The sequence below is a fragment of the Pseudomonas extremorientalis genome (assembly GCF_024584605.1).
GTDB classification, from domain to species: Bacteria; Pseudomonadota; Gammaproteobacteria; order Pseudomonadales; family Pseudomonadaceae; genus Aquipseudomonas; species Aquipseudomonas extremorientalis.
The window spans coordinates 4,870,692-4,889,540 of the sequence record NZ_CP089519.1 but is presented as its reverse complement, the minus strand read 5'-3'; the positions used below and the strand labels follow the sequence as shown (position 1 = coordinate 4,889,540).

Here is an 18,849-nt window from a genome sequence, read left to right as displayed (position 1 = left end):
AAGACTGACTGCACTTTGTGAACTGGCCGTAAATATCGGCGCAGAACGCGAGTATTCACTCTGCTTTCTGCACTCGCTTCAGGCCTCATGTCACCTGCGCTTGTTACAATCTTGAACCTTCCAGGGTGGCGAAAGCCCCGTAGGACGGCCTCGCGTCCTGATGAATTGCGATGGTCAGGGCCGGCAGTTTGCCGCATGTCCTCTGTCCAGGCCGCTTTTGGCGGCGTTCGCGACTATAGCAGCAATGATTAAGTGCTTCAATTCCATAAAAAATTGTTATCATCGCCGCCATGACGACTACCGCCCCCCAGACCCCCAGCGTCCAGATGCTCGAGGTCTCGCCGGAATATGCCGGCCAACGCATCGACAATTTTCTCCTGGCCAGGCTCAAAGGCGTGCCCAAGACCTTGATTTACCGCATCTTGCGTAAAGGTGAAGTGCGGGTGAACAAGGGCCGGATCAAGCCCGAGTACAAGTTGCAGGCGGGCGATATCGTGCGCGTGCCACCGGTGCGCGTGCCTGAGCGTGACGAGCCTGTACCGTTGGCCCAGGGCTTGTTGCAGCGCCTGGAAGCCTCGATTGTCTTCGAAGACAGCAAGCTGATTGTGATCAACAAGCCCTGCGGCATTGCGGTGCATGGTGGCAGCGGCCTGAATTTCGGTGTGATCGAAGCCTTTCGTCAGTTGCGCCCGGATGCCAAGGAGCTGGAACTGGTCCACCGTCTGGACCGCGACACGTCCGGCCTGCTGATGATCGCCAAGAAACGCAGCATGTTGCGCCACCTGCACACCGCCTTGCGCGGCGATGGCGTTGACAAGCGCTACATGGCGCTGGTGCGCGGCAACTGGGCCAGTTCCATCAAGAGCGTCCGTGCGCCGTTGCAGAAGAGCAACCTGCGCTCCGGCGAGCGCATGGTCGAAGTGGATGAGGAGGGCAAAGAAGCCCTGACCCTGTTCAAGGTGCTGCGCCGTTTCGGCGACTTCGCCACGATGGTCGAGGCCAAGCCGGTCACCGGGCGCACCCATCAGATTCGTGTGCACACCCTGCACGCGGGTCACTGCATCGCGGGCGATACCAAGTACGGCGACGAAGATTTCTCCAGGGAAATCCGCGATCTGGGCGGCAAGCGCCTGTTCCTGCACGCCTACATGCTCACCGTGCCGCTGCCAGATGGTGGCGAGTTGAAGCTGCAGGCACCGGTCGATGAGATGTGGGCCAAGACCGTGGAGCGCTTGAGTGTCGCGCCTTGACTACAAACTGCTGATATTCGATTGGGATGGCACCCTGGCCGACTCCATTGGCCGGATTGTCGAGTCGATGCACGCTGCGTCGACCCGCTCGGGGTATACGCTGTGCAGTGATCTGGCGGTCAAGGGCATTATCGGCCTCGGCTTGCCTGAGGCGATTCGCACCTTGTACCCCGAGATCAGCGACGCCGAACTGGTCGCGTTTCGCGAGCACTACGCCGATCACTACATTGCATTGGAGGCCACCCCTTCGCCGCTGTTCGACGGTGTGGTGCAGTCCCTGGAGGCATTCCGTGCCCAGGGCTATCACCTGGCAGTCGCCACTGGCAAGGCACGACGTGGCCTGGATCGGGTGCTCAAGGCCCACGGCTGGGAAGATTATTTCGATATCACCCGCGCCGCCGATGAAACTGCCAGCAAGCCTCATCCTCTGATGCTGGAGCAGATCCTGGCCCATTGCGGCGTGTCGCCACGCCAGGCCTTGATGGTGGGCGATGCCTCCTTCGACCTGATGATGGCGCGCAATGCGGGCATGGACAGTGTGGCGGTCAGCTATGGCGCCCAGGCTGCCGAGGCGTTGCAGCAATATGAGCCGCGTCTGACGATTGATCATTTTTCCGAATTGCAGGCCTGGCTCAGTCGGGCCCAATAAGTCTTTGCTGGGGTTGATGGCATGAGTGATGAGTGGAAAGCGCCCGAAAAGGCTGAAAGCAGTGATGACAAAAGCTGGAAGCTGCTGGAGAAAACCCTTCTGGCCAGCGTTCAGGAGCAGCGTCGCGCGCGGCGTTGGGGGATTTTCTTCAAGCTGCTGACCTTTGTCTGGCTCATCGGCATGCTGGCGCTGTTCAGTCCACTGGTGGACATGGAAAAAAGCGCAACCCGGGGTGCCAATTACACTGCCCTGATCGAAGTGCGCGGAGTGATTGCCGACAAGGAGTCCGCCAGTGCCGACAACATTGTTAGCAGTCTGCGCGCCGCGTTCGAAGACCCTAAGGTCAAAGGTGTGATCCTGCGCATCAACAGTCCGGGCGGCAGCCCGGTGCAATCGGGTTATGTGTATGACGAGATCCGTCGTCTGCGTGGTCTGCACCCGGATACCAAGCTGTATGCGGTGATTTCCGACCTGGGCGCCTCGGGTGCCTATTACATTGCCAGTGCCGCTGACCAGATCTACGCCGACAAGGCCAGTCTGGTGGGTTCCATTGGCGTGACGGCGGCCGGTTATGGTTTCGTCGGCACCATGGAGAAGCTCGGGGTGGAGCGTCGCACGTACACTTCGGGTGAACACAAATCCTTCCTCGATCCCTTCCAGCCGCAAAAGGCCGATGAGACCCAGTTCTGGCAGGGTGTGCTCGATACCACCCATCGCCAATTCATCACCAGCGTGAAACAGGGGCGTGGTGATCGTCTGAAGGACAAAGACCATCCGGAGCTGTTCTCCGGCCTGGTGTGGTCCGGCGAGCAGGCGTTGCCGCTGGGCTTGATCGACGGCCTGGGCAGTGCCAGTTCGGTGGCGCGGGATGTGATTGGCGAGAAGGAGTTGGTGGATTTTACGGTTGAGGAATCGCCGTTTGATCGTTTCTCCAAGCGGCTCGGTGCCAGTGTGGCGGAGAAGCTGGCCTTTTACATGGGCTTTCAAGGCCCAAGCCTGCGCTGAGCCCCAGGCTACATATAGATCAAAATGTGGGAGGGGGCTCGCCCCCGATTGCGGTGGGTCAGCTGCGGGTTAGTTGGCTGATCCTCTGCTATCGGGGGCAAGCCCCCTCCCACATTTGCTTGTGGTGTTCTCAGGGGATTTGCACGCCTTCGGCCAGCAGCATATCCACCAGGCGAATGAGGGGAAGGCCGATGAGGCTGGTGGCGTCCGACCCTTCGGTACTTTGAAACAGGCTCACGCCCAACCCCTCGGCCTTGAAGCTTCCCGCACAGTCATACGGCTGCTCGACTCGCAAATAGCGCTCGATGCGCTCTGCATCGAGTTCGCGCATATGTACGGTAAAAGGCACGCAGTCGACCTGGCAGCTGCCTGTCTCGCTGTTCAGCAGCGCCAACCCAGTGAGGAAACTGACGCGCTTGCCGCTGGCGGTCAGCAGTTGCTCGCGGGCATTCTCGAAGGTGTGCGGCTTGCCGATGATCCGGCCATCGAGTGCGGCCACCTGGTCGGAGCCGATAATCAAATACCCCGGATGGCTGGCGGCAAGGGCACGGGCTTTCTGTTCGGCCAGGCGCTTGACCAGTTCCTCGGCGGATTCATTTTCGTGGTGACTTTCATCGATATCCGGTGAGCTGCAGATAAACGGCAGGTGCAGGCGGCTCAGCAATTCCCGGCGATACACCGAGCTGGATGCGAGTAATAAAGGCAGCATGGGCGTCTCCTCAGGTCGGCAGCGGATTCTAGCGGGGCGACCGGCTGACGCACAGGGCTGAATTTCCTTTGACATGGCTGGGTGCATCCCTATAATGCTGCGCCTATGTTGAATGACCCGATTCCACCTCACGTTGACCCGCGCAAATTGGCTGATCGTGGCACTTCCCTTCAAGGTGAGTTGCTGCTGGCCGATTTGGAGAGACTCTGCGACCCGCTTTCCGACACTGTCGGTACGGTGCAGGCCAAATTCGTTTTTGAACGAGATGAACGTAAATCTGTGGTAATCCACAGTTTTATCGACACCGAAGTCAAAATGGTTTGCCAGCGTTGTCTTGAGCTGGTCACCCTGCCGATCCACAGCGAGTGCAGTTATGCTGTGGTGAAGGAGGGTGCGAATACCCAGTCGTTGCCGAAAGGTTATGACGTGCTGGAACTGGGCGAAGATCCTTTGGATCTGCATGCACTGATCGAGGAGGAGCTTCTGCTCGCCTTGCCCATTGTGCCTGCTCATCATCCGGAAGAATGCCAGCAGCCGGCGGGCCTCGATGACGAGCCCGAACCGAGCGAGGACGAGGTAACGCGGTCCAACCCGTTCAGTGTATTGGCGCAGTTAAAGCGTGACCCAAACGTTTAGGAGTTAATCAATTATGGCTGTTCAGCAGAACAAAAAATCCCGCTCCGCCCGTGACATGCGCCGTTCGCACGACGCTCTCGAGGCTAGCACCCTGTCCGTGGAAAAGACCACCGGTGAAGTTCACCTGCGTCACCACGTATCGCCAGAAGGCGTATACCGTGGCCGTAAAGTGATCGACAAGGGCGCTGACGAGTAATCACTTGTCTGCTCTAGTCATCGCGATAGACGCAATGGGCGGGGACTTCGGTCCCCGCAGCATTGTTCAGGCCTGCATTGCCAGCCTGTCTGCAACACCCTCGCTGCACCTGGCCCTCGTCGGCCAACCCTCCTTACTTGAAGAACTGATTGCCAGCCATCCGGCGGTGGATCGCGCGCGCCTGACGATTACGCCAGCCAGCGAATCCATCACCATGGATGAAAAGCCAGCGGCAGCCCTGCGTGGCAAGCCTGACTCTTCGATGCGGGTGGCCCTGGAACTGCTGCGTGATGGCAAGGTGCAAGCCTGTGTCAGCGCCGGCAATACCGGGGCGCTGATGGCGTTGTCGCGGTTTGTGCTCAAGACCCTGCCCGGCATTGATCGACCGGCTATGGTGGCGGCGATTCCGACGCAAAAAGGCTATTGCCAGTTGCTGGACCTGGGCGCAAACGTCGATTGCAGTGCCGAGCATCTGCTCCAGTTCGCCGTGATGGGCTCGGTGGCCGCCGAGGCGCTTGGCGTGGCCCGCCCGCGCGTTGCCTTGCTGAATATCGGCACCGAAGACATCAAGGGCAACCAGCAGGTCAAGCTGGCCGCCACGTTGCTGCAGGGCGCGCGGGGTTTGAATTACGTCGGGTTTGTCGAAGGTGACGGCTTGTACCGTGGCGAAGCGGACGTGGTGGTGTGTGACGGGTTTGTCGGCAATATCCTGCTCAAATCCAGCGAAGGCCTGGCGACCATGATCGCCACGCGTATCGAGGCGCTGTTCAAGCAGAACCTGGCATCGCGCGTTGTCGGCGCCCTGGCGCTGCCGTTGATGCGCCGCCTGCAGGCTGACCTGGCTCCGGCGCGGCATAATGGCGCGAGTTTTCTGGGGTTGCAGGGCATTGTGGTGAAAAGCCACGGCTCGGCCGGTGTCGAGGGTTTTCAAAGTGCGATCGCTCGGGCAGTGATCGAGATCCAGGAAAACCTGCCGCAACGCTTGCACGGCCGTCTTGAGGACCTGTTGCCTTAGGCGAATCGGCCCGGGAGTGCTTAAATGTGACCGGCCAGTTCAATTGACCATCCAATCTGTCAGTTTCGTGCGCTCCCACCGTAGGAGTGCGCATTTTTGACGACCAGATCATTAGGGGCTTGTTACATGTCTACATCCCTCGCATTCGTCTTTCCAGGGCAGGGTTCGCAGTCCCTCGGCATGTTGGCCGAGCTGGGCGCGCAATACCCGCTGATCCTGGACACCTTCAAGGAAGCTTCCGACGCCCTGGGTTACGACCTGTGGGTACTGACCCAGCAGGGGCCGGAAGAGCAACTCAATCAAACCGATAAAACCCAGCCGGCCATCCTGACCGCCTCGATCGCCCTGTGGCGGCTGTGGCTGGCAGAAGGCGGCGCACGCCCTGCATTCGTCGCCGGCCACAGCCTGGGCGAATACAGCGCCCTGGTTGCCGCGGGCAGCCTGACCCTGGGTGAGGCGGTCAAGCTGGTCGAGCGTCGTGGCCAGCTGATGCAAGAAGCCGTTCCGGCCGGGCAGGGCGGCATGGCCGCGATCCTGGGCCTGGACGACGCCGTGGTGATCGAAGCCTGCGCCGAAGCGGCCCAGGGCGAAGTCGTCAGTGCAGTGAATTTCAATTCCCCGGGCCAGGTGGTGATCGCCGGTGCCAAGGCTGCCGTTGAGCGTGCCATCGAAGGCTGCAAGGCCCGTGGCGCCAAGCGTGCGTTGCCGTTGCCGGTGAGCGTGCCGTCGCACTGCGAGCTGATGCGCCCGGCGGCCGAGCGTTTTGCCGAGTCCATCGCCGCCATCAACTGGCAAGCGCCGCAGATCCCGTTGGTGCAGAACGTCAGCGCCGCCGTGGCTGCCGACCTCGAAACCCTCAAGCGCGATCTGCTGGAGCAGCTCTACAAGCCGGTACGCTGGGTTGAATCGGTCCAGACCCTGGCCGCCAATGGTGCGACTGAACTGGTTGAGTGTGGTCCGGGCAAAGTCCTGGCCGGCCTGAACAAGCGCTGCGCCGACGGCGTGTCGACTGCCAACCTCAATACCCCTGACGCCTTTGCTGCCGCTCGCGCGGCACTGGCCTGAATCCCTGAACTTAGGAGAAGCCTGCATGAGTCTGCAAGGTAAAGTTGCACTGGTCACCGGCGCAAGCCGTGGCATTGGCCAGGCGATCGCCCTGGAGCTGGGCCGTCAGGGCGCCGTTGTGATCGGCACCGCTACTTCAGCCTCGGGCGCCGAGCGTATCGCCGCGACCCTGAAGGAAAACGGCGTGCAAGGCACCGGCCTGGAACTGAACGTGACCAGCGATGAGTCCGTGGCTGCCGTTTTGGCCGAGATCACCGCACAGTTCGGCGCGCCGGCGATTCTGGTGAATAACGCCGGCATCACCCGCGACAACCTGATGATGCGCATGAAAGACGACGAGTGGTACGACGTGGTCGACACCAACTTGAACAGTCTGTTTCGCCTGTCCAAGGGCGTTTTGCGCGGTATGACCAAGGCGCGTTGGGGCCGAATTATCAATATTGGCTCCGTAGTGGGTGCCATGGGCAACGCAGGCCAAGTAAACTACGCAGCCGCCAAGGCCGGTCTGGAAGGTTTCAGCCGTGCATTGGCACGTGAAGTCGGCTCGCGGTCGATTACGGTCAACTCGGTGGCTCCAGGGTTCATCGACACCGATATGACCCGCGAATTGCCGGAAGCACAGCGTGAAGCGTTGCTGACGCAGATTCCGCTGGGCCGTCTGGGCCAGGCTCAAGAGATCGCGAATGTGGTCACTTTCCTGGCATCCGACGGTGCGGCATACGTGACTGGGGCTACAATCCCGGTGAACGGCGGGATGTACATGAGTTAAATTGTGACGGATCGCTTCAAAAATATGTCATACGAGCTGTCTAAAATCCGTTATAAAGCTGCAACTTAATTTATAGGCAGGTGGCCGACCGGGTACAGGGTGAAGCTTTCAGTTGAAAAGCTGAAAAGGCTTTCTATACACTTACCCACTGGCCAGCTGCCTGAATTTGTCCATTAGGAGTTAAACAAGGTATGAGCACCATCGAAGAGCGCGTCAAGAAAATCGTCGCCGAGCAACTGGGCGTTAAAGAAGAAGAAGTGGTCAACACTGCTTCCTTCGTAGAAGACCTGGGTGCCGATTCCCTTGACACCGTTGAGCTGGTGATGGCTCTGGAAGAGGAATTCGAGACCGAAATCCCGGACGAAGAAGCTGAAAAAATCACTACTGTTCAAGCTGCTATCGACTACGTTACTAGCCACCAGGCGTAATAGTTTGTAGTCGTCGCTTGCTGTCAGGGAAAAACCGCACTGCTGTAACGGCGTGCGGTTTTTTCTTTAGCCCTGATGAAAAGTACGCGCTGAAGCAAAAGTGTCGTCATTAGAAAAAGGAGAGTGCTGTGTCGCGTAGACGCGTCGTAGTCACCGGTATGGGTATGTTGTCGCCACTGGGCACGGATGTGCCAAGCAGTTGGCAGGGCATTCTGGCTGGCCGCAGTGGTATTGGTCTGATCGAACACACGGACCTTTCTGCCTATTCCACCCGTTTTGGCGGCTCGGTAAAGGGTTTCAATGTCGAGGAATATCTCTCGATCAAGGAATCCCGCAAACTCGACCTGTTCATTCAATACGGCCTGGCAGCCGGTTTTCAGGCGGTGCGTAATGCAGGCCTGGAAGTCACCGACGCCAACCGTGACCGCATCGGCGTGGCCATGGGGTCGGGTATTGGCGGTTTGACCAATATCGAAGAAACCAGCCGCACGTTGCACGATTCCGGCCCCCGTCGAATTTCGCCGTTCTTCGTCCCGGGCTCGATCATCAATATGATTTCCGGTTTCCTGTCCATCCACCTGGGCGCACAGGGACCTAACTACGCCATCGCCACGGCGTGCACCACCGGCACGCACTGCATTGGCATGGCGGCGCGCAATATCGCCTATGACGAAGCCGACGTGATGATCGCCGGTGGCGCCGAAATGGCGGCCTGCGGCCTCGGCATGGGCGGCTTCGGCGCGTCCCGTGCGCTGTCGACGCGCAACGACGAGCCGACCCGCGCCAGCCGTCCATGGGACAAAGGCCGTGACGGTTTCGTGCTGTCCGACGGTGCCGGCGCCCTGGTGCTGGAAGAGTTGGAACACGCCAAGGCGCGTGGTGCCACCATCTACGCCGAGCTGATTGGCTTTGGCATGAGCGGTGACGCCTACCACATGACCTCGCCACCGTCCGACGGTGCCGGTGCCGCACGTTGCATCACCAACGCCCTGCGCGATGCCAAGGTGAATGCGGACCAGGTGCAGTACATCAACGCCCACGGGACTTCGACTCCGACGGGCGACCTGGCGGAAGCCGAGGCCATCAAGTCGGTGTTCGGTGAGCACGCCTATAAGCTGGCGGTCAGCTCCACCAAGTCCATGACCGGTCACCTCTTGGGTGCGGCGGGCGCGGTCGAGGCGATCTTCAGTGTGATGGCCATCAAGGATCAGGTCGCGCCGCCGACCATCAACCTGGATGAGCCTGACGAAGGCTGCGACCTGAACTTCGTGCCTCACGAAGCGCAGCCGATGCCGATCGACGTGGCGATCTCCAACTCGTTCGGGTTTGGCGGCACCAACGGTTCCCTGGTGTTCCGCCGGTTCGCCGAGTGATGCACAGCTGGGTCGACGGTCAGCCAGCGGACAGCGTGCCCCTGAAAGATCGTGGCCTGGCGTATGGCGATGGGCTGTTCGAGACCATCGCCGTCAAGGCCGGGCAGCCGGTGCTGCTCGACCGTCACCTGCAACGCCTCGACGAGGGTTGCAGGCGCCTCGCCTTGGTTGCGGATCCGATGGTGATCCGCAGCGAAGTGCTGGCCTACGCCACCGCCCTTGGCGAGGGTGTCCTCAAATTGATCCTGACCCGTGGCGACAGCCTGCGCGGTTATGGCATCAACCCTGGCGCACCGGTGCGCCGTATCTTGCAGGGCAGCCCGCCTGCTACTTATCCCAGCGCTCATGGAACCGATGGCATCCGCCTGTTTCCCTGTGCCACCCGCTTGGCCGAACAGCCGTTGCTGGCTGGTCTCAAGCACCTCAACCGTCTGGAACAGGTGATCGCCCGCGCCGAGTGGCACGACACCAAGCACGCTGAAGGCTTGATGCTGGATGTGTCCGGTCGCGTGATCGAAGGCGTGTTCAGCAACCTGTTCCTGGTGTGCAACGGCTTGTTACTAACCGCTGATCTGACGCGTTGCGGCGTGGCCGGGGTGATGCGCGCCGAGATTCTGGCCCAGGCACAGACCCTGGGCATCCCGGTGGCCGTGGCCGACATCAGTGTCGAGCAGTTGCAGCAAGCCGACGAAGTCTTCGTGTGTAACAGCGTTTATGGCATTTGGCCGGTGCGCGAGTGCGCTGCGATGAGCTGGTCGGTTGGCCCGCTCACCCGTAAACTGCAGGGCATTGTTCGCGCGCTATTGGAAATTTGAGTTGATACGAAAACTGGTTGTACTGCTGCTGATCGGTCTGTTCTCGGCGGCTTTGCTGTTGGGTTATGGCGCCTGGAAATACGACGCGGCCCTGAAGCAGCCCTTGAAGCTGACCCAGGAGCAATTGCTCGACGTACCGGCAGGGGCGACCCCCACCGGCACCTTCAATCGCCTGGAAGCTGACGGCGTACTGGACGGTGCCTTCTGGTTGCGCCTGTACTGGCGCTTCAACCTGGACGGCCAGCCATTGCACAGCGGCGAATACCGCATGACGCCCGGCATGACGGCGCAAGGCTTGATCGGCTTGTGGCAGCGTGGCGAAGTGGTGCAATACAGCCTGACGCTGGTCGAAGGTTGGAACTTCCGCCAGGTACGCTCGGCCCTGGCCAAGCATGAAAAGATCGTGCAGACGCTGTCGGGCCTGAGCGACAGCGACGTCATGGACAAGCTCGGTCACCCAGGCGTGTTTCCAGAAGGGCGGTTCTTCCCCGATACCTACCGTTTCGTGCGTGGCATGACCGACGTCGAATTCCTGAAGAAAGCCTACAACCGCCTGGACGACGTACTCGCCCAGGAATGGAGCAAGCGCGCTGCCGACGCGCCTTACACAGACCCTTACCAAGCGCTGATCATGGCCTCCCTGGTGGAGAAAGAGACGGGTGTGCCTGAGGAGCGTGGGCAGATTGCCGGGGTATTTGTGCGGCGCCTGAAGGTCGGCATGCTGCTGCAGACCGACCCGACGGTGATCTACGGCCTGGGTGAACGCTACAACGGCAAGTTGACCCGCGCGCACCTCAAGGAAGCCAATCCCTACAACACCTACATGGTCGCCGGCCTGCCGCCGACGCCCATTGCCATGGTCGGCCGCGAGGCGATCCATGCCGCGCTGAACCCGGTGCCGGGCAGCAGCCTGTATTTCGTTGCCCGTGGCGATGGCAGCCACATTTTCTCGGATAACCTGGATGCGCATAATGCCGCCGTGCGTGAGTTCCAACTCAAGCGACGCGCCGATTACCGCTCCAGCCCGGCGCCGGTGGTGAAGCCTGCCGAAGACGCAACGCCACCGGCGGATGTGCCTGCCGAGGCGCCGGTAGAAAAGCCGGCTGACCCTGCTCCGGACGCTACCGCGCCGCAAAGCCCGCAATAATTCTGACTAAGGACTGCCTGTGACTGGCTTGTTTATTACCCTGGAAGGCCCCGAAGGCGCCGGCAAAAGCACCAACCGCGATTACCTGGCCGAGCGCTTGCGCAGCGAAGGCATCGAGGTGGTGTTGACCCGTGAGCCCGGTGGCACGCCGCTGGCCGAGCGTATCCGCGAAGTGCTGCTGGCGCCGGGTGACGAGCAGATGAACCCGGACACCGAGCTGCTGCTGGTGTTCGCCGCCCGTGCCCAGCACCTGGCCGAGGTGATCCGTCCGGCCCTTGCCCGTGGTGCCGTGGTGATTTGTGACCGTTTCACCGATTCCACCTACGCCTACCAGGGCGGCGGTCGGGGCTTGTCCGTGGAGCGCATCGCCACCCTGGAAACCTTTGTCCAAGGCGACTTGCGCCCTGACCTGACCTTGCTGTTCGATCTGCCGGTGGAAGTCGGCATGGCCCGTGCCAGCGCCCGTGGCCGCCTGGACCGCTTCGAGCTGGAAGGCGATGGGTTCTTCAACGCGGTACGCAGTGCATTCCTCACACTTGCCAAGGCGGAGCCCGCGCGGTACTCCCTGCTGGATGCAGCCCAGCCGCTGGCGCAGGTGCAGCAGGCCATCGACGCGCTGCTACCGAAACTGCTGGAGCGCGCCCGTGGCTGAAGCCTACCCGTGGCAGGACAGCCTGTGGCAACAACTGGCCGGCCGTGCCCAGCACGCCCACGCCTACCTGTTGCATGGGCCGGTGGGGATCGGCAAGCGAGCGTTGGCCGAGCGCCTGATGGCAAGCCTGCTGTGCCAGCGCCCGGTCAAGCTTGAGGCCTGCGGCGAGTGCAAATCCTGCCTGCTGCTCAAGGCCGGCAGCCACCCGGATAACTACCTGCTGGAACCCGAGGAAGCCGACAAGGCAATCAAGGTCGACCAGGTGCGCGACCTGGTCAGCTTCGTGGTGCAGACCGCACAGATGGGCGGACGCAAGGTGGTGCTGATCGAGCCGGTGGAGGCGATGAACATCAATGCTGCCAACGCCTTGCTCAAAAGCCTGGAGGAGCCGTCCGGCGATACGGTGTTGTTGCTGGTGAGTCACCAGTCCAGCCGTTTGCTGCCGACCATCCGCAGCCGCTGCGTGCAGCAGGCGTGCCCGCTGCCAAGCGAGGCCATGAGTCTTGCGTGGCTGGCACAGGCGTTGCCGGAGTGCTCCCAGGACGAACGGGTCGAGTTGCTGACCCTGGCCGCCGGTTCGCCGTTGGCGGCGGTGAAGCTGCAGGTCCAGGGCGTGCGTGAACAACGTGCGCTGGTGGTGGAGGGGGTCAAGAAACTGATCAAGCAGGAAGTGTCCGCCACCCAGCTGGCAGAAAGCGCCTGGAAGGACATCCCCCTGCTGTTGCTGTTCGACTGGTTCTGCGACTGGTCAAGCCTGATCCTGCGCTACCAGCTGACCCAGGATGAAAACGGTCTGGGCCTGCCGGATATGCGCAAGGTGGTGCAGTACCTGGCGCAGAAAAGTGCCCAGGACAAGGTGCTGGCGATCCAGGACTGGATCCTCGCCCAGCGCCAGAAGGTGCTCGGCAAGGCCAATCTCAACCGCGTGCTGCTGCTTGAAGCGTTGCTGGTGCAATGGGTCGGTTTGCTCGGACGCCGTTAATTTCCGTGGCCGGCGGGTGTATCGTCGGCCAGACACTTTTCGTGACTGAAGTTGTAGACTCCTATGATTGTAGATTCCCACTGCCACCTTGACCGCCTCGACCTGGCCCAGCACGGCGGTTCCCTTGACGCTGCCCTCGACGCCGCACGCCAGCGTGGGGTAGGGCACTTCCTGTGCATCGGCGTCAGCGCGGAGAATGCAGCGGACGTCAAATCCCTGGCCGAGCGTTATGCCGATGTGGATTGCTCGGTGGGCATCCACCCGCTGGACCTCAAGCCCGGTGAAGCCCCGGCACTCGACTGGCTGCTGGGTGAACTCAATCACCCGCGCGTGGTGGCCATTGGCGAAACCGGCCTGGATTACCACTACGAACCCGAAGCCGCCGAGTTGCAGCAGGCTTCGTTCCGCCTGCACCTGCAAGCCGCCCGGCAGACCGGCAAACCGGTGATCGTCCACACCCGTGGCGCCCGTGCCGACACCCTGACCCTGCTGCGCGAAGCGGCATTGCCCCAGGCTGGCGTGTTGCATTGCTTTACCGAAGACTGGGACATGGCCAAGGCGGCGCTGGACCTGGGGTTCTATATTTCGCTGTCGGGCATCGTCACCTTCCGCAACGCCGACGCCCTGCGTGATGTCGCACGCCAGGTGCCCGCCGACCGCCTGCTGGTGGAAACCGATTCCCCGTACCTGGCTCCCATCCCCCATCGCGGCAAGCCGAACCTGCCGGAGTATGTGCGCGACGTGGCGGATTACCTGGCGATGCTGCGCGGTGAGTCCTACGAGCGTTTTGCCGAGCAGACCACTGAAAACTTCAAGCGCCTTTTCCCACTGGCCCATGTCGCTTCTTGATGCGAGGGTCAAATCGCAGGCAAAAAAAACCCGGGTTCTGGGGGGGTGAATCCGGGTTAAGACCATTAGGAGTAAAACAAGGGTACGCGGTCCGTTGGTACCCAGGTCGGCGCTTCACTTGGGGGAGATGTCACGCCGACAGTTCAAGTATTGATCAGTATCCGATTCAGTCCAGTCGCGGCTGATCGTTTTTTAAACAGATTTGGAATACGCGCGCTTCGCTTGAGTTCTCATCAGGTCGGTGCACGTGTGCAGTTGTTGCGTATTATTTCTGACTGATATCAATGAAAACGTTGGTGTGCTGAAAGTAAAGTGCATTCCGGGTTCACATAGACATTGCCCAACGACCGTTCAGTCGGGATAATCCCTCGCACCGGGTAAATCGTATCGCCACGTATCCGTGGCCCTGCGCAACCCTCCCTAATCCGACCTTTGCAGACCTCTTCCTCATGCACAAAGAACCCCGTAAGGTCCGTGAGTTTCGCCGCCGTGAGCAGGAAATTCTCGACACCGCACTCAAGCTGTTCCTTGAACAAGGTGAAGACAGCGTTACCGTCGAGATGATCGCGGATGCCGTGGGTATCGGCAAAGGCACGATCTACAAGCACTTCAAGTCCAAGGCCGAGATCTACCTGCGCCTGATGCTCGACTATGAGCGCGACTTGAACGAGCTGCTGCATTCGGCCGATGTCGACAAGGACAAGGAAGCCCTGTCCCGTGCCTACTTCGAGTTCCGCATGCGTGACCCGCAGCGCTATCGCCTGTTCGACCGGCTGGAAGAGAAGGTGGTCAAGGGCCACCAGGTGCCGGAGATGGTCGAGGAACTGCACAAGATCCGCGCCTCGAACTTCGAACGTCTGACTCTGCTGATCAAGGGGCGCATCAGCGAAGGCAAGCTCGAAGATGTGCCGCCGTATTTCCACTACTGCGCCGCCTGGGCCTTGGTCCACGGTGCCGTGGCGCTGTACCACTCGCCGTTCTGGAGCAACGTGCTCGAGGACCAGGAAGGTTTCTTCCAGTTTTTGATGGATATCGGCGTGCGCATGGGCAACAAGCGCAAGCACAGCAGTGAGCAGCCACCGGCAGAAACGCCTGCCACGTAATGATTTGCTGCCACGCGTAGTACCCCAGGAATATACTCAGGCATGGACTCTTGCTAAAAGCTGATTTATCAGTCAGCTTTTAGCGCGCCCGAATCATCCTCTGCCGGAGTGATCCATGATCGTTGATCGTCAAGGCAGGCGTTTTCGCAATTTGCGGATCAGCCTGACCTCAGCCTGCAATTACGCGTGTACCTACTGCGTGCCTAACGGCAAGCGGCTGGTGGCTGCCCAGGACGAACTCTCCGCCGAGGCCATGGCCCGTGGTGTGGAATACCTGATCGAAGCGGCGGGCATCGACCGCCTGCGCATAACCGGCGGCGAGCCGCTGGTCAGCCCCAAGCTGGAAGCGTTCATGGGCGCCGTGGGGGGGATGGGGCTCAGCGATATCAGCCTGACGACCAATGGCCAATTGCTCGCGCGCAAGCTGCCGTTGCTGGTGGAGGCCGGGATCAAGCGCATCAACGTGTCCCTCGATACCCTCGACGCAGATGCCTTCCGCAGCATTGCCCGTGGTGGCGACCTGGCCACTGTGCTCGACGGTATGGACCAGGCCCGCGCTGCAGGCATCAAGATCAAGGTCAATATGGTGCCGTTACGCGGCCAGAACCTCGACCAGGTCATGCCGCTGCTCGACTATTGCCTGGAGCGTGGCTACGAGCTGCGCTTTATCGAGTTGATGCGCATGGGCCACCTGGCCAAGGACTCCAACGCGTTCCTGCAGCAGTTTGTCAGCCTGCAACAACTGCTGGGTTTGATCGGTGAGCAGCATGAATACCTGCAAGCCAATGCGCCTGTGGATGCCACTGCCGTACGCTACGAAATCCCCGGTAAAGGCTTCTTTGGTGTGATCGCCAACGAAAGCGTACCGTTCTGCCGCACCTGCTCACGGTTGCGCTTGTCGTCCACGGGTTGGTTGCATGGCTGCCTGTCGTCGAGTAACCGTCACTACGTCGGCGACCTGCTGGACAAGCCGCGCCATCAAGCACTCCCGGCCTTGCAGGGGCTGTTGATGAAGGCGTTGGGTGACAAGCAGGAGGTGGCTTTTTCTGGCGGCGCCACCATCATGAAAATCATCGGCGGCTAACCAACCCGCCAAGCCAGCACACAACCAACTGTGGGAAGGGGCAAGCTCCTCCCACATTTGTCATAGGTTGCTGCCAAATGGCGCAAAACCTGCATCACACGCCCATTCGCCGGTTTTCCGTCACCGGCTTCTGGAGGATTAGGATGCGTAGTGTGGTTTTGTTGCTGGCGTCGTTGACGCTGAGTGGCTGCATGACCGTCAGCGATATGGCCGAAGGTACCCGCTATCAGATGAGCGACGCCGGTTTGCTGGACCACAGCGATACCCGCCGTACCGCCTCGGTACGCATACAGCCGGACTCCTTTGTCTTTATCGCCCAGGGCGCCTTTGTGCCGCCGGGCAGTGCCTACCCGCGGCCGAACGTGGTGGCCGAAGAAGCCTTCAATGGCTTTGTCGAGTACTTCCCCATGGTGCGCCGCGCCCGTCAGCCTGAAGGCCTGGAGCAGGCCATGGCCGAAGCCCGCGCGGCGGGCGCTCACTACCTGCTGTACTGCCGTTTCGCCAAGGCGGATGACCGCATCGGCAACGCGGATGAATGGGCCGACCAGGAAGCCCTCGACCGCGTCGGCCTGGACAGCGGCGTCATCCAGATCATGTTGATCGAGACCAGCACCCAGTATTTGATTGATACTGCACGTATACGCAGTCGTGGCGGTTTACTGACGTTTCACGACAACAAGCCAGAAGACCTGATTGCCCGCCCCCTGGCGCAGTACGCCCGCGGCCTGTTGGGGATGAGCAATCCATAAGCCCCAGGAGAACCCCATGACCGATTCCGCCAAGGCCAACGACCTGTTGGCCCAGTTGCCCAAGGGCAAGGGTCCGGCCCCGGTGCACCTGTGGAACCCGGACTTCTGCGGCCATATCGACATGCGTATCGCCCGTGATGGCACCTGGTTCTATCAAGGCACGCCGATCGGGCGCAAGCCGATGGTCAAGCTGTTCTCCAACATCATCCGTCGCGATGGCGATGATTACTTTCTGATTACCCCCGTGGAAAAAGTCGGCATCACCGTCGATGATGCTCCGTTTGTCGCCATTACCCTGGAAGTCGAAGGGCAGGGCGAAAGCCAGGTGCTGCGCTTCACCACCAACGTCGATGACCAGGTCGAAGCCGGCCTCGAACACCCGCTGCGGGTCGTGATCGATCCTGTGACCCAGGAGCCTGCACCCTATCTGCGAGTGCGCAGCAACCTCGAAGCCCTGGTGCACCGCAATGCGTTCTACCAGTTGGTGGAGTTGGCAGTGAGCCGTCCGATCAACGGTCAGAACTGGCTGGGCGTCTGGAGCGCAGGGGAGTTTTTCCCTATTGGCCTGGAGCCCTGACGCCGGTTTTATCATCTCCCTGAAATAATTCGCTTGCTGCACATGGGCGCTTTGCGTTATCAATTTGTACATGATTAGACATGTTCGATTTGATAAGAAAAAACGCGTCGTCGACGAGCTCATCCGCCGTATCGAGGGTGGGGTGATGGCCGACGGTTTCCTGCTGCCGGGCGAGCATCAATTGGCCGAGGAGTTCGCGGTGAGCCGCGGCACCCTGCGCGAGGCCCTGGCCGAACTCAAGCGGCGCAACTACATCGCGACCCAGAGCGGCGTCGGCTCCATCGTGACCTTTGACGGCATGGTGCTCGACCAGCGCAGTGGCTGGGCCCAAGCCCTGGCGGACACCGGTGCGAAGGTCAACACCGATATCCTGCGCCTGGAAGCGGTGACCCGCCCGGACCTGCTCAGCCGTTTCGGCAGCGACCAATTCATTGCCCTCGACCGCCGCCGTCGCACTACCGATGGCACTGCCGTGTCCTTGGAACGCTCGCTGATGCCCGCTTCCGGAGGCCTGGAGGGCCTGCCAAGAGTAGGCCTGATCGATAATTCCCTGACCATCACCCTGGCCGCCTACGGATATGTCGGCGCCGAAGGGGACCAATGGATCGGTGCCGAGCCCCTCAGCGATGAAGATGCCGAGTTGCTTGGCCGCCCAGCCGGCACGGTGTTCCTCAAGGCTTCGCGTACCACCTACGACCGTCGCGAACGTTTCATGGAGTATGTCGAAAGCTTGCTCGACCCTCTGCACTTTCGCCTGCACCTGCAATTTGGAAACTCGAAATGACCCCGCTCAATCGCGCCCTCGGCGCGTTCTACGGCCTGGCCTTGGGCGATGCCCTGGGCATGCCGACCCAGTCCTTGAGCCGCGAGCAGGTGCGTGCGCGTTTCGGTGCCATCACCGGCCTGGAAAACGCCGATGCCGACCAGCCCATCGCACCGAACATGCCCGCCGGCTCCATCACCGATGACACCGAACAGGCCATCCTGGTGGGCGAGTTGCTGGTGGAAGGCCGAGGCAAGATCGAACCCACTGTGCTTGCCCAGCGCCTGATCGACTGGGAAGCGGTGATGCGTGCCAAGGGCTCGCAGGATTTGCTCGGCCCCTCCACCAAGCGTGCGATCGACATGATCCTCGCCGGCCACACCCCGGAAGAGTCCGGCCGCTACGGCACCACCAACGGCGCCGCGATGCGCATCACGCCAGTGGGGATTGCCGCCGATGTCAGCGACCCGGCGCAGTTTATCCAGGCGGTGATCCAGGCCTGCCAGGTCACCCACAACACCACCCTGGGTATTTCCAGCGCGGCGGCGGTGGCGGCGGTGGTTTCGGCCGGCATCAACGGCGTGGACCTGGGCGAAGCGTTGAACATCGGCACCCAGGTTGCCCAGCAGGCCGAAGGCCATGGTCACTGGATCGCTGGTGGGCGGATTTCCACGCGCATCAGTTGGGCGCGGACCTTGAGCGTCGGCAGCGGTGACAAGGCCCTGTTCGCGGACCTGTTGTACGAATTGATCGGCACCTCCGTCGCGTCCCAGGAGTCGGTGGTGGTGTCGTTCGCCCTGGCCCAGCAAGTGGCGGTGGGCGAAATGAATGCCTTCGAGGCGTTGTGCCTGGCGGCCAGCCTTGGCGGCGACACTGACACCATCGCGGCGATTCTCGGCGCCATGCTCGGCGCGTGCCTGGGCATGCAGTGCTGGCCCGAGGCGATGATCGAACAGGTCAAGCAGGTCAATGGCCTGGATCTGCAATCGCTGGTTCAAGAGCTGTTGAAAATGCGCTGAGTCAGGACGACCGG

At 61.1% G+C, this 18,849-nt stretch carries 22 protein-coding genes; 21 read left to right on the top strand and 1 reads right to left on the bottom strand.

Features of this window, described 5'->3' with window-relative positions; translation table 11 throughout:
- Positions 1–290 precede the first annotated feature (290 nt).
- Genes rluC through LUU92_RS21955 form a run of 3 tightly spaced genes read left to right on the top strand, consistent with a single transcriptional unit; the run spans position 291 to position 2,904 of the window.
- On the top strand, positions 291–1,250 hold the full coding sequence (gene rluC / locus LUU92_RS21965; protein ID WP_257102644.1) for a 23S rRNA pseudouridine(955/2504/2580) synthase RluC: 960 nt from the start codon (positions 291–293) through the stop codon (positions 1,248–1,250).
- A complete protein-coding gene (locus tag LUU92_RS21960; RefSeq protein WP_257102643.1) occupies positions 1,237–1,899 on the top strand; it encodes an HAD-IA family hydrolase in 663 nt (220 codons plus the stop codon). Before rluC ends, LUU92_RS21960 begins: the two co-directional genes overlap by 14 nt.
- 21 nt (positions 1,900–1,920) lie before the next feature.
- The gene (locus LUU92_RS21955) at positions 1,921–2,904 is read left to right on the top strand and encodes a S49 family peptidase (protein WP_257102642.1); all 984 of its coding nucleotides are present in this window, start codon (positions 1,921–1,923) and stop codon (positions 2,902–2,904) included.
- A 130-nt stretch (positions 2,905–3,034) separates the two neighbouring features.
- On the opposite strand, the gene LUU92_RS21950 is transcribed toward LUU92_RS21955, so the two are convergent.
- A complete protein-coding gene (locus LUU92_RS21950) occupies positions 3,035–3,613 on the bottom strand; it encodes a Maf family protein (RefSeq protein ID WP_071490504.1) in 579 nt (192 codons plus the stop codon).
- A gap of 105 nt (positions 3,614–3,718) precedes the next feature.
- On the opposite strand from LUU92_RS21950, the gene LUU92_RS21945 reads away from it, so the two are divergent.
- From LUU92_RS21945 to LUU92_RS21860, 18 genes are all read left to right on the top strand, one after another.
- Positions 3,719–4,249, top strand: coding sequence for a YceD family protein (locus LUU92_RS21945; protein ID WP_010566563.1), 531 nt, complete (start codon positions 3,719–3,721; stop codon positions 4,247–4,249).
- Positions 4,250–4,262: 13 nt separating this feature from the next.
- Complete coding sequence (rpmF, locus tag LUU92_RS21940) at positions 4,263–4,445, top strand: 50S ribosomal protein L32 (protein WP_003179396.1); 183 nt, start codon at positions 4,263–4,265, stop codon at positions 4,443–4,445.
- 4 nt (positions 4,446–4,449) lie between these two features.
- On the top strand, positions 4,450–5,460 hold the full coding sequence (gene plsX, locus LUU92_RS21935) for a phosphate acyltransferase PlsX (RefSeq protein ID WP_222540281.1): 1,011 nt from the start codon (positions 4,450–4,452) through the stop codon (positions 5,458–5,460).
- A 126-nt stretch (positions 5,461–5,586) separates the two neighbouring features.
- Entirely contained in the window at positions 5,587–6,525 is a 939-nt protein-coding gene (gene fabD / locus LUU92_RS21930; protein WP_257102641.1) for an ACP S-malonyltransferase, read from the top strand.
- Positions 6,526–6,550: 25 nt separating this feature from the next.
- Positions 6,551–7,294 carry a 3-oxoacyl-ACP reductase FabG gene (gene fabG, locus LUU92_RS21925; protein ID WP_015885432.1) on the top strand — a complete coding sequence of 248 codons (744 nt, stop codon included), beginning with the start codon at positions 6,551–6,553 and terminating at the stop codon, positions 7,292–7,294.
- A 191-nt stretch (positions 7,295–7,485) separates the two neighbouring features.
- Positions 7,486–7,722: an acyl carrier protein gene (acpP, locus tag LUU92_RS21920; RefSeq protein ID WP_003175607.1), complete on the top strand. Its 237-nt coding sequence runs from the start codon at positions 7,486–7,488 to the stop codon at positions 7,720–7,722.
- 128 nt (positions 7,723–7,850) lie between these two features.
- Positions 7,851–9,095, top strand: coding sequence for a beta-ketoacyl-ACP synthase II (gene fabF / locus LUU92_RS21915; protein WP_071490502.1), 1,245 nt, complete (start codon positions 7,851–7,853; stop codon positions 9,093–9,095).
- Positions 9,095–9,910, top strand: a complete 816-nt coding sequence (pabC, locus tag LUU92_RS21910) for an aminodeoxychorismate lyase (protein ID WP_071490501.1) — start codon at positions 9,095–9,097, stop codon at positions 9,908–9,910. Before fabF ends, pabC begins: the two co-directional genes overlap by 1 nt.
- A gap of 1 nt (position 9,911) precedes the next feature.
- Entirely contained in the window at positions 9,912–11,057 is a 1,146-nt protein-coding gene (gene mltG / locus LUU92_RS21905; protein ID WP_071490500.1) for an endolytic transglycosylase MltG, read from the top strand.
- A 19-nt stretch (positions 11,058–11,076) separates the two neighbouring features.
- Entirely contained in the window at positions 11,077–11,709 is a 633-nt protein-coding gene (tmk, locus tag LUU92_RS21900; protein WP_092242551.1) for a dTMP kinase, read from the top strand.
- A complete protein-coding gene (locus tag LUU92_RS21895; protein ID WP_071490498.1) occupies positions 11,702–12,691 on the top strand; it encodes a DNA polymerase III subunit delta' in 990 nt (329 codons plus the stop codon). Before tmk ends, LUU92_RS21895 begins: the two co-directional genes overlap by 8 nt.
- Positions 12,692–12,754: 63 nt before the next feature.
- Complete coding sequence (locus LUU92_RS21890; protein ID WP_092242558.1) at positions 12,755–13,540, top strand: TatD family hydrolase; 786 nt, start codon at positions 12,755–12,757, stop codon at positions 13,538–13,540.
- 449 nt (positions 13,541–13,989) lie between these two features.
- Positions 13,990–14,643 (top strand): TetR/AcrR family transcriptional regulator, encoded by a 654-nt coding sequence (locus LUU92_RS21885; RefSeq protein WP_071490496.1) that lies wholly within the window; start codon positions 13,990–13,992, stop codon positions 14,641–14,643.
- A 115-nt stretch (positions 14,644–14,758) separates the two neighbouring features.
- Positions 14,759–15,727 carry a GTP 3',8-cyclase MoaA gene (locus tag LUU92_RS21880; RefSeq protein WP_071490495.1) on the top strand — a complete coding sequence of 323 codons (969 nt, stop codon included), beginning with the start codon at positions 14,759–14,761 and terminating at the stop codon, positions 15,725–15,727.
- 143 nt (positions 15,728–15,870) lie between these two features.
- Entirely contained in the window at positions 15,871–16,476 is a 606-nt protein-coding gene (locus tag LUU92_RS21875; RefSeq protein ID WP_071490494.1) for a DUF4823 domain-containing protein, read from the top strand.
- 16 nt (positions 16,477–16,492) lie between these two features.
- A complete protein-coding gene (locus LUU92_RS21870; RefSeq protein ID WP_071490493.1) occupies positions 16,493–17,053 on the top strand; it encodes a DUF1285 domain-containing protein in 561 nt (186 codons plus the stop codon).
- Between the two features lie 70 nt (positions 17,054–17,123).
- The gene (locus LUU92_RS21865) at positions 17,124–17,837 is read left to right on the top strand and encodes a GntR family transcriptional regulator (protein WP_092242568.1); all 714 of its coding nucleotides are present in this window, start codon (positions 17,124–17,126) and stop codon (positions 17,835–17,837) included.
- On the top strand, positions 17,834–18,835 hold the full coding sequence (locus LUU92_RS21860; RefSeq protein WP_102592265.1) for an ADP-ribosylglycohydrolase family protein: 1,002 nt from the start codon (positions 17,834–17,836) through the stop codon (positions 18,833–18,835). Before LUU92_RS21865 ends, LUU92_RS21860 begins: the two co-directional genes overlap by 4 nt.
- The last annotated feature ends 14 nt before the right edge of the window (positions 18,836–18,849 follow it).

Bases quoted from the DNA above. Each gene is read 5' to 3' on its own strand.
- rluC (WP_257102644.1), top strand. From the start codon at position 291: ATGACGACTACCGCCCCCCAGACCCCCAGCGTCCAGATGCTCGAGGTC.
- LUU92_RS21955 (WP_257102642.1), top strand. From the start codon at position 1,921: ATGAGTGATGAGTGGAAAGCGCCCGAAAAGGCTGAAAGCAGTGATGAC.
- LUU92_RS21950 (WP_071490504.1), bottom strand. From the start codon at position 3,613: ATGCTGCCTTTATTACTCGCATCCAGCTCGGTGTATCGCCGGGAATTG.
- LUU92_RS21945 (WP_010566563.1), top strand. From the start codon at position 3,719: ATGTTGAATGACCCGATTCCACCTCACGTTGACCCGCGCAAATTGGCT.
- rpmF (WP_003179396.1), top strand. From the start codon at position 4,263: ATGGCTGTTCAGCAGAACAAAAAATCCCGCTCCGCCCGTGACATGCGC.
- fabD (WP_257102641.1), top strand. From the start codon at position 5,587: ATGTCTACATCCCTCGCATTCGTCTTTCCAGGGCAGGGTTCGCAGTCC.
- fabG (WP_015885432.1), top strand. From the start codon at position 6,551: ATGAGTCTGCAAGGTAAAGTTGCACTGGTCACCGGCGCAAGCCGTGGC.
- acpP (WP_003175607.1), top strand. From the start codon at position 7,486: ATGAGCACCATCGAAGAGCGCGTCAAGAAAATCGTCGCCGAGCAACTG.
- pabC (WP_071490501.1), top strand. From the start codon at position 9,095: ATGCACAGCTGGGTCGACGGTCAGCCAGCGGACAGCGTGCCCCTGAAA.
- LUU92_RS21890 (WP_092242558.1), top strand. From the start codon at position 12,755: ATGATTGTAGATTCCCACTGCCACCTTGACCGCCTCGACCTGGCCCAG.
- LUU92_RS21885 (WP_071490496.1), top strand. From the start codon at position 13,990: ATGCACAAAGAACCCCGTAAGGTCCGTGAGTTTCGCCGCCGTGAGCAG.
- LUU92_RS21880 (WP_071490495.1), top strand. From the start codon at position 14,759: ATGATCGTTGATCGTCAAGGCAGGCGTTTTCGCAATTTGCGGATCAGC.
- LUU92_RS21875 (WP_071490494.1), top strand. From the start codon at position 15,871: ATGCGTAGTGTGGTTTTGTTGCTGGCGTCGTTGACGCTGAGTGGCTGC.
- LUU92_RS21870 (WP_071490493.1), top strand. From the start codon at position 16,493: ATGACCGATTCCGCCAAGGCCAACGACCTGTTGGCCCAGTTGCCCAAG.
- LUU92_RS21865 (WP_092242568.1), top strand. From the start codon at position 17,124: ATGATTAGACATGTTCGATTTGATAAGAAAAAACGCGTCGTCGACGAG.
- LUU92_RS21860 (WP_102592265.1), top strand. From the start codon at position 17,834: ATGACCCCGCTCAATCGCGCCCTCGGCGCGTTCTACGGCCTGGCCTTG.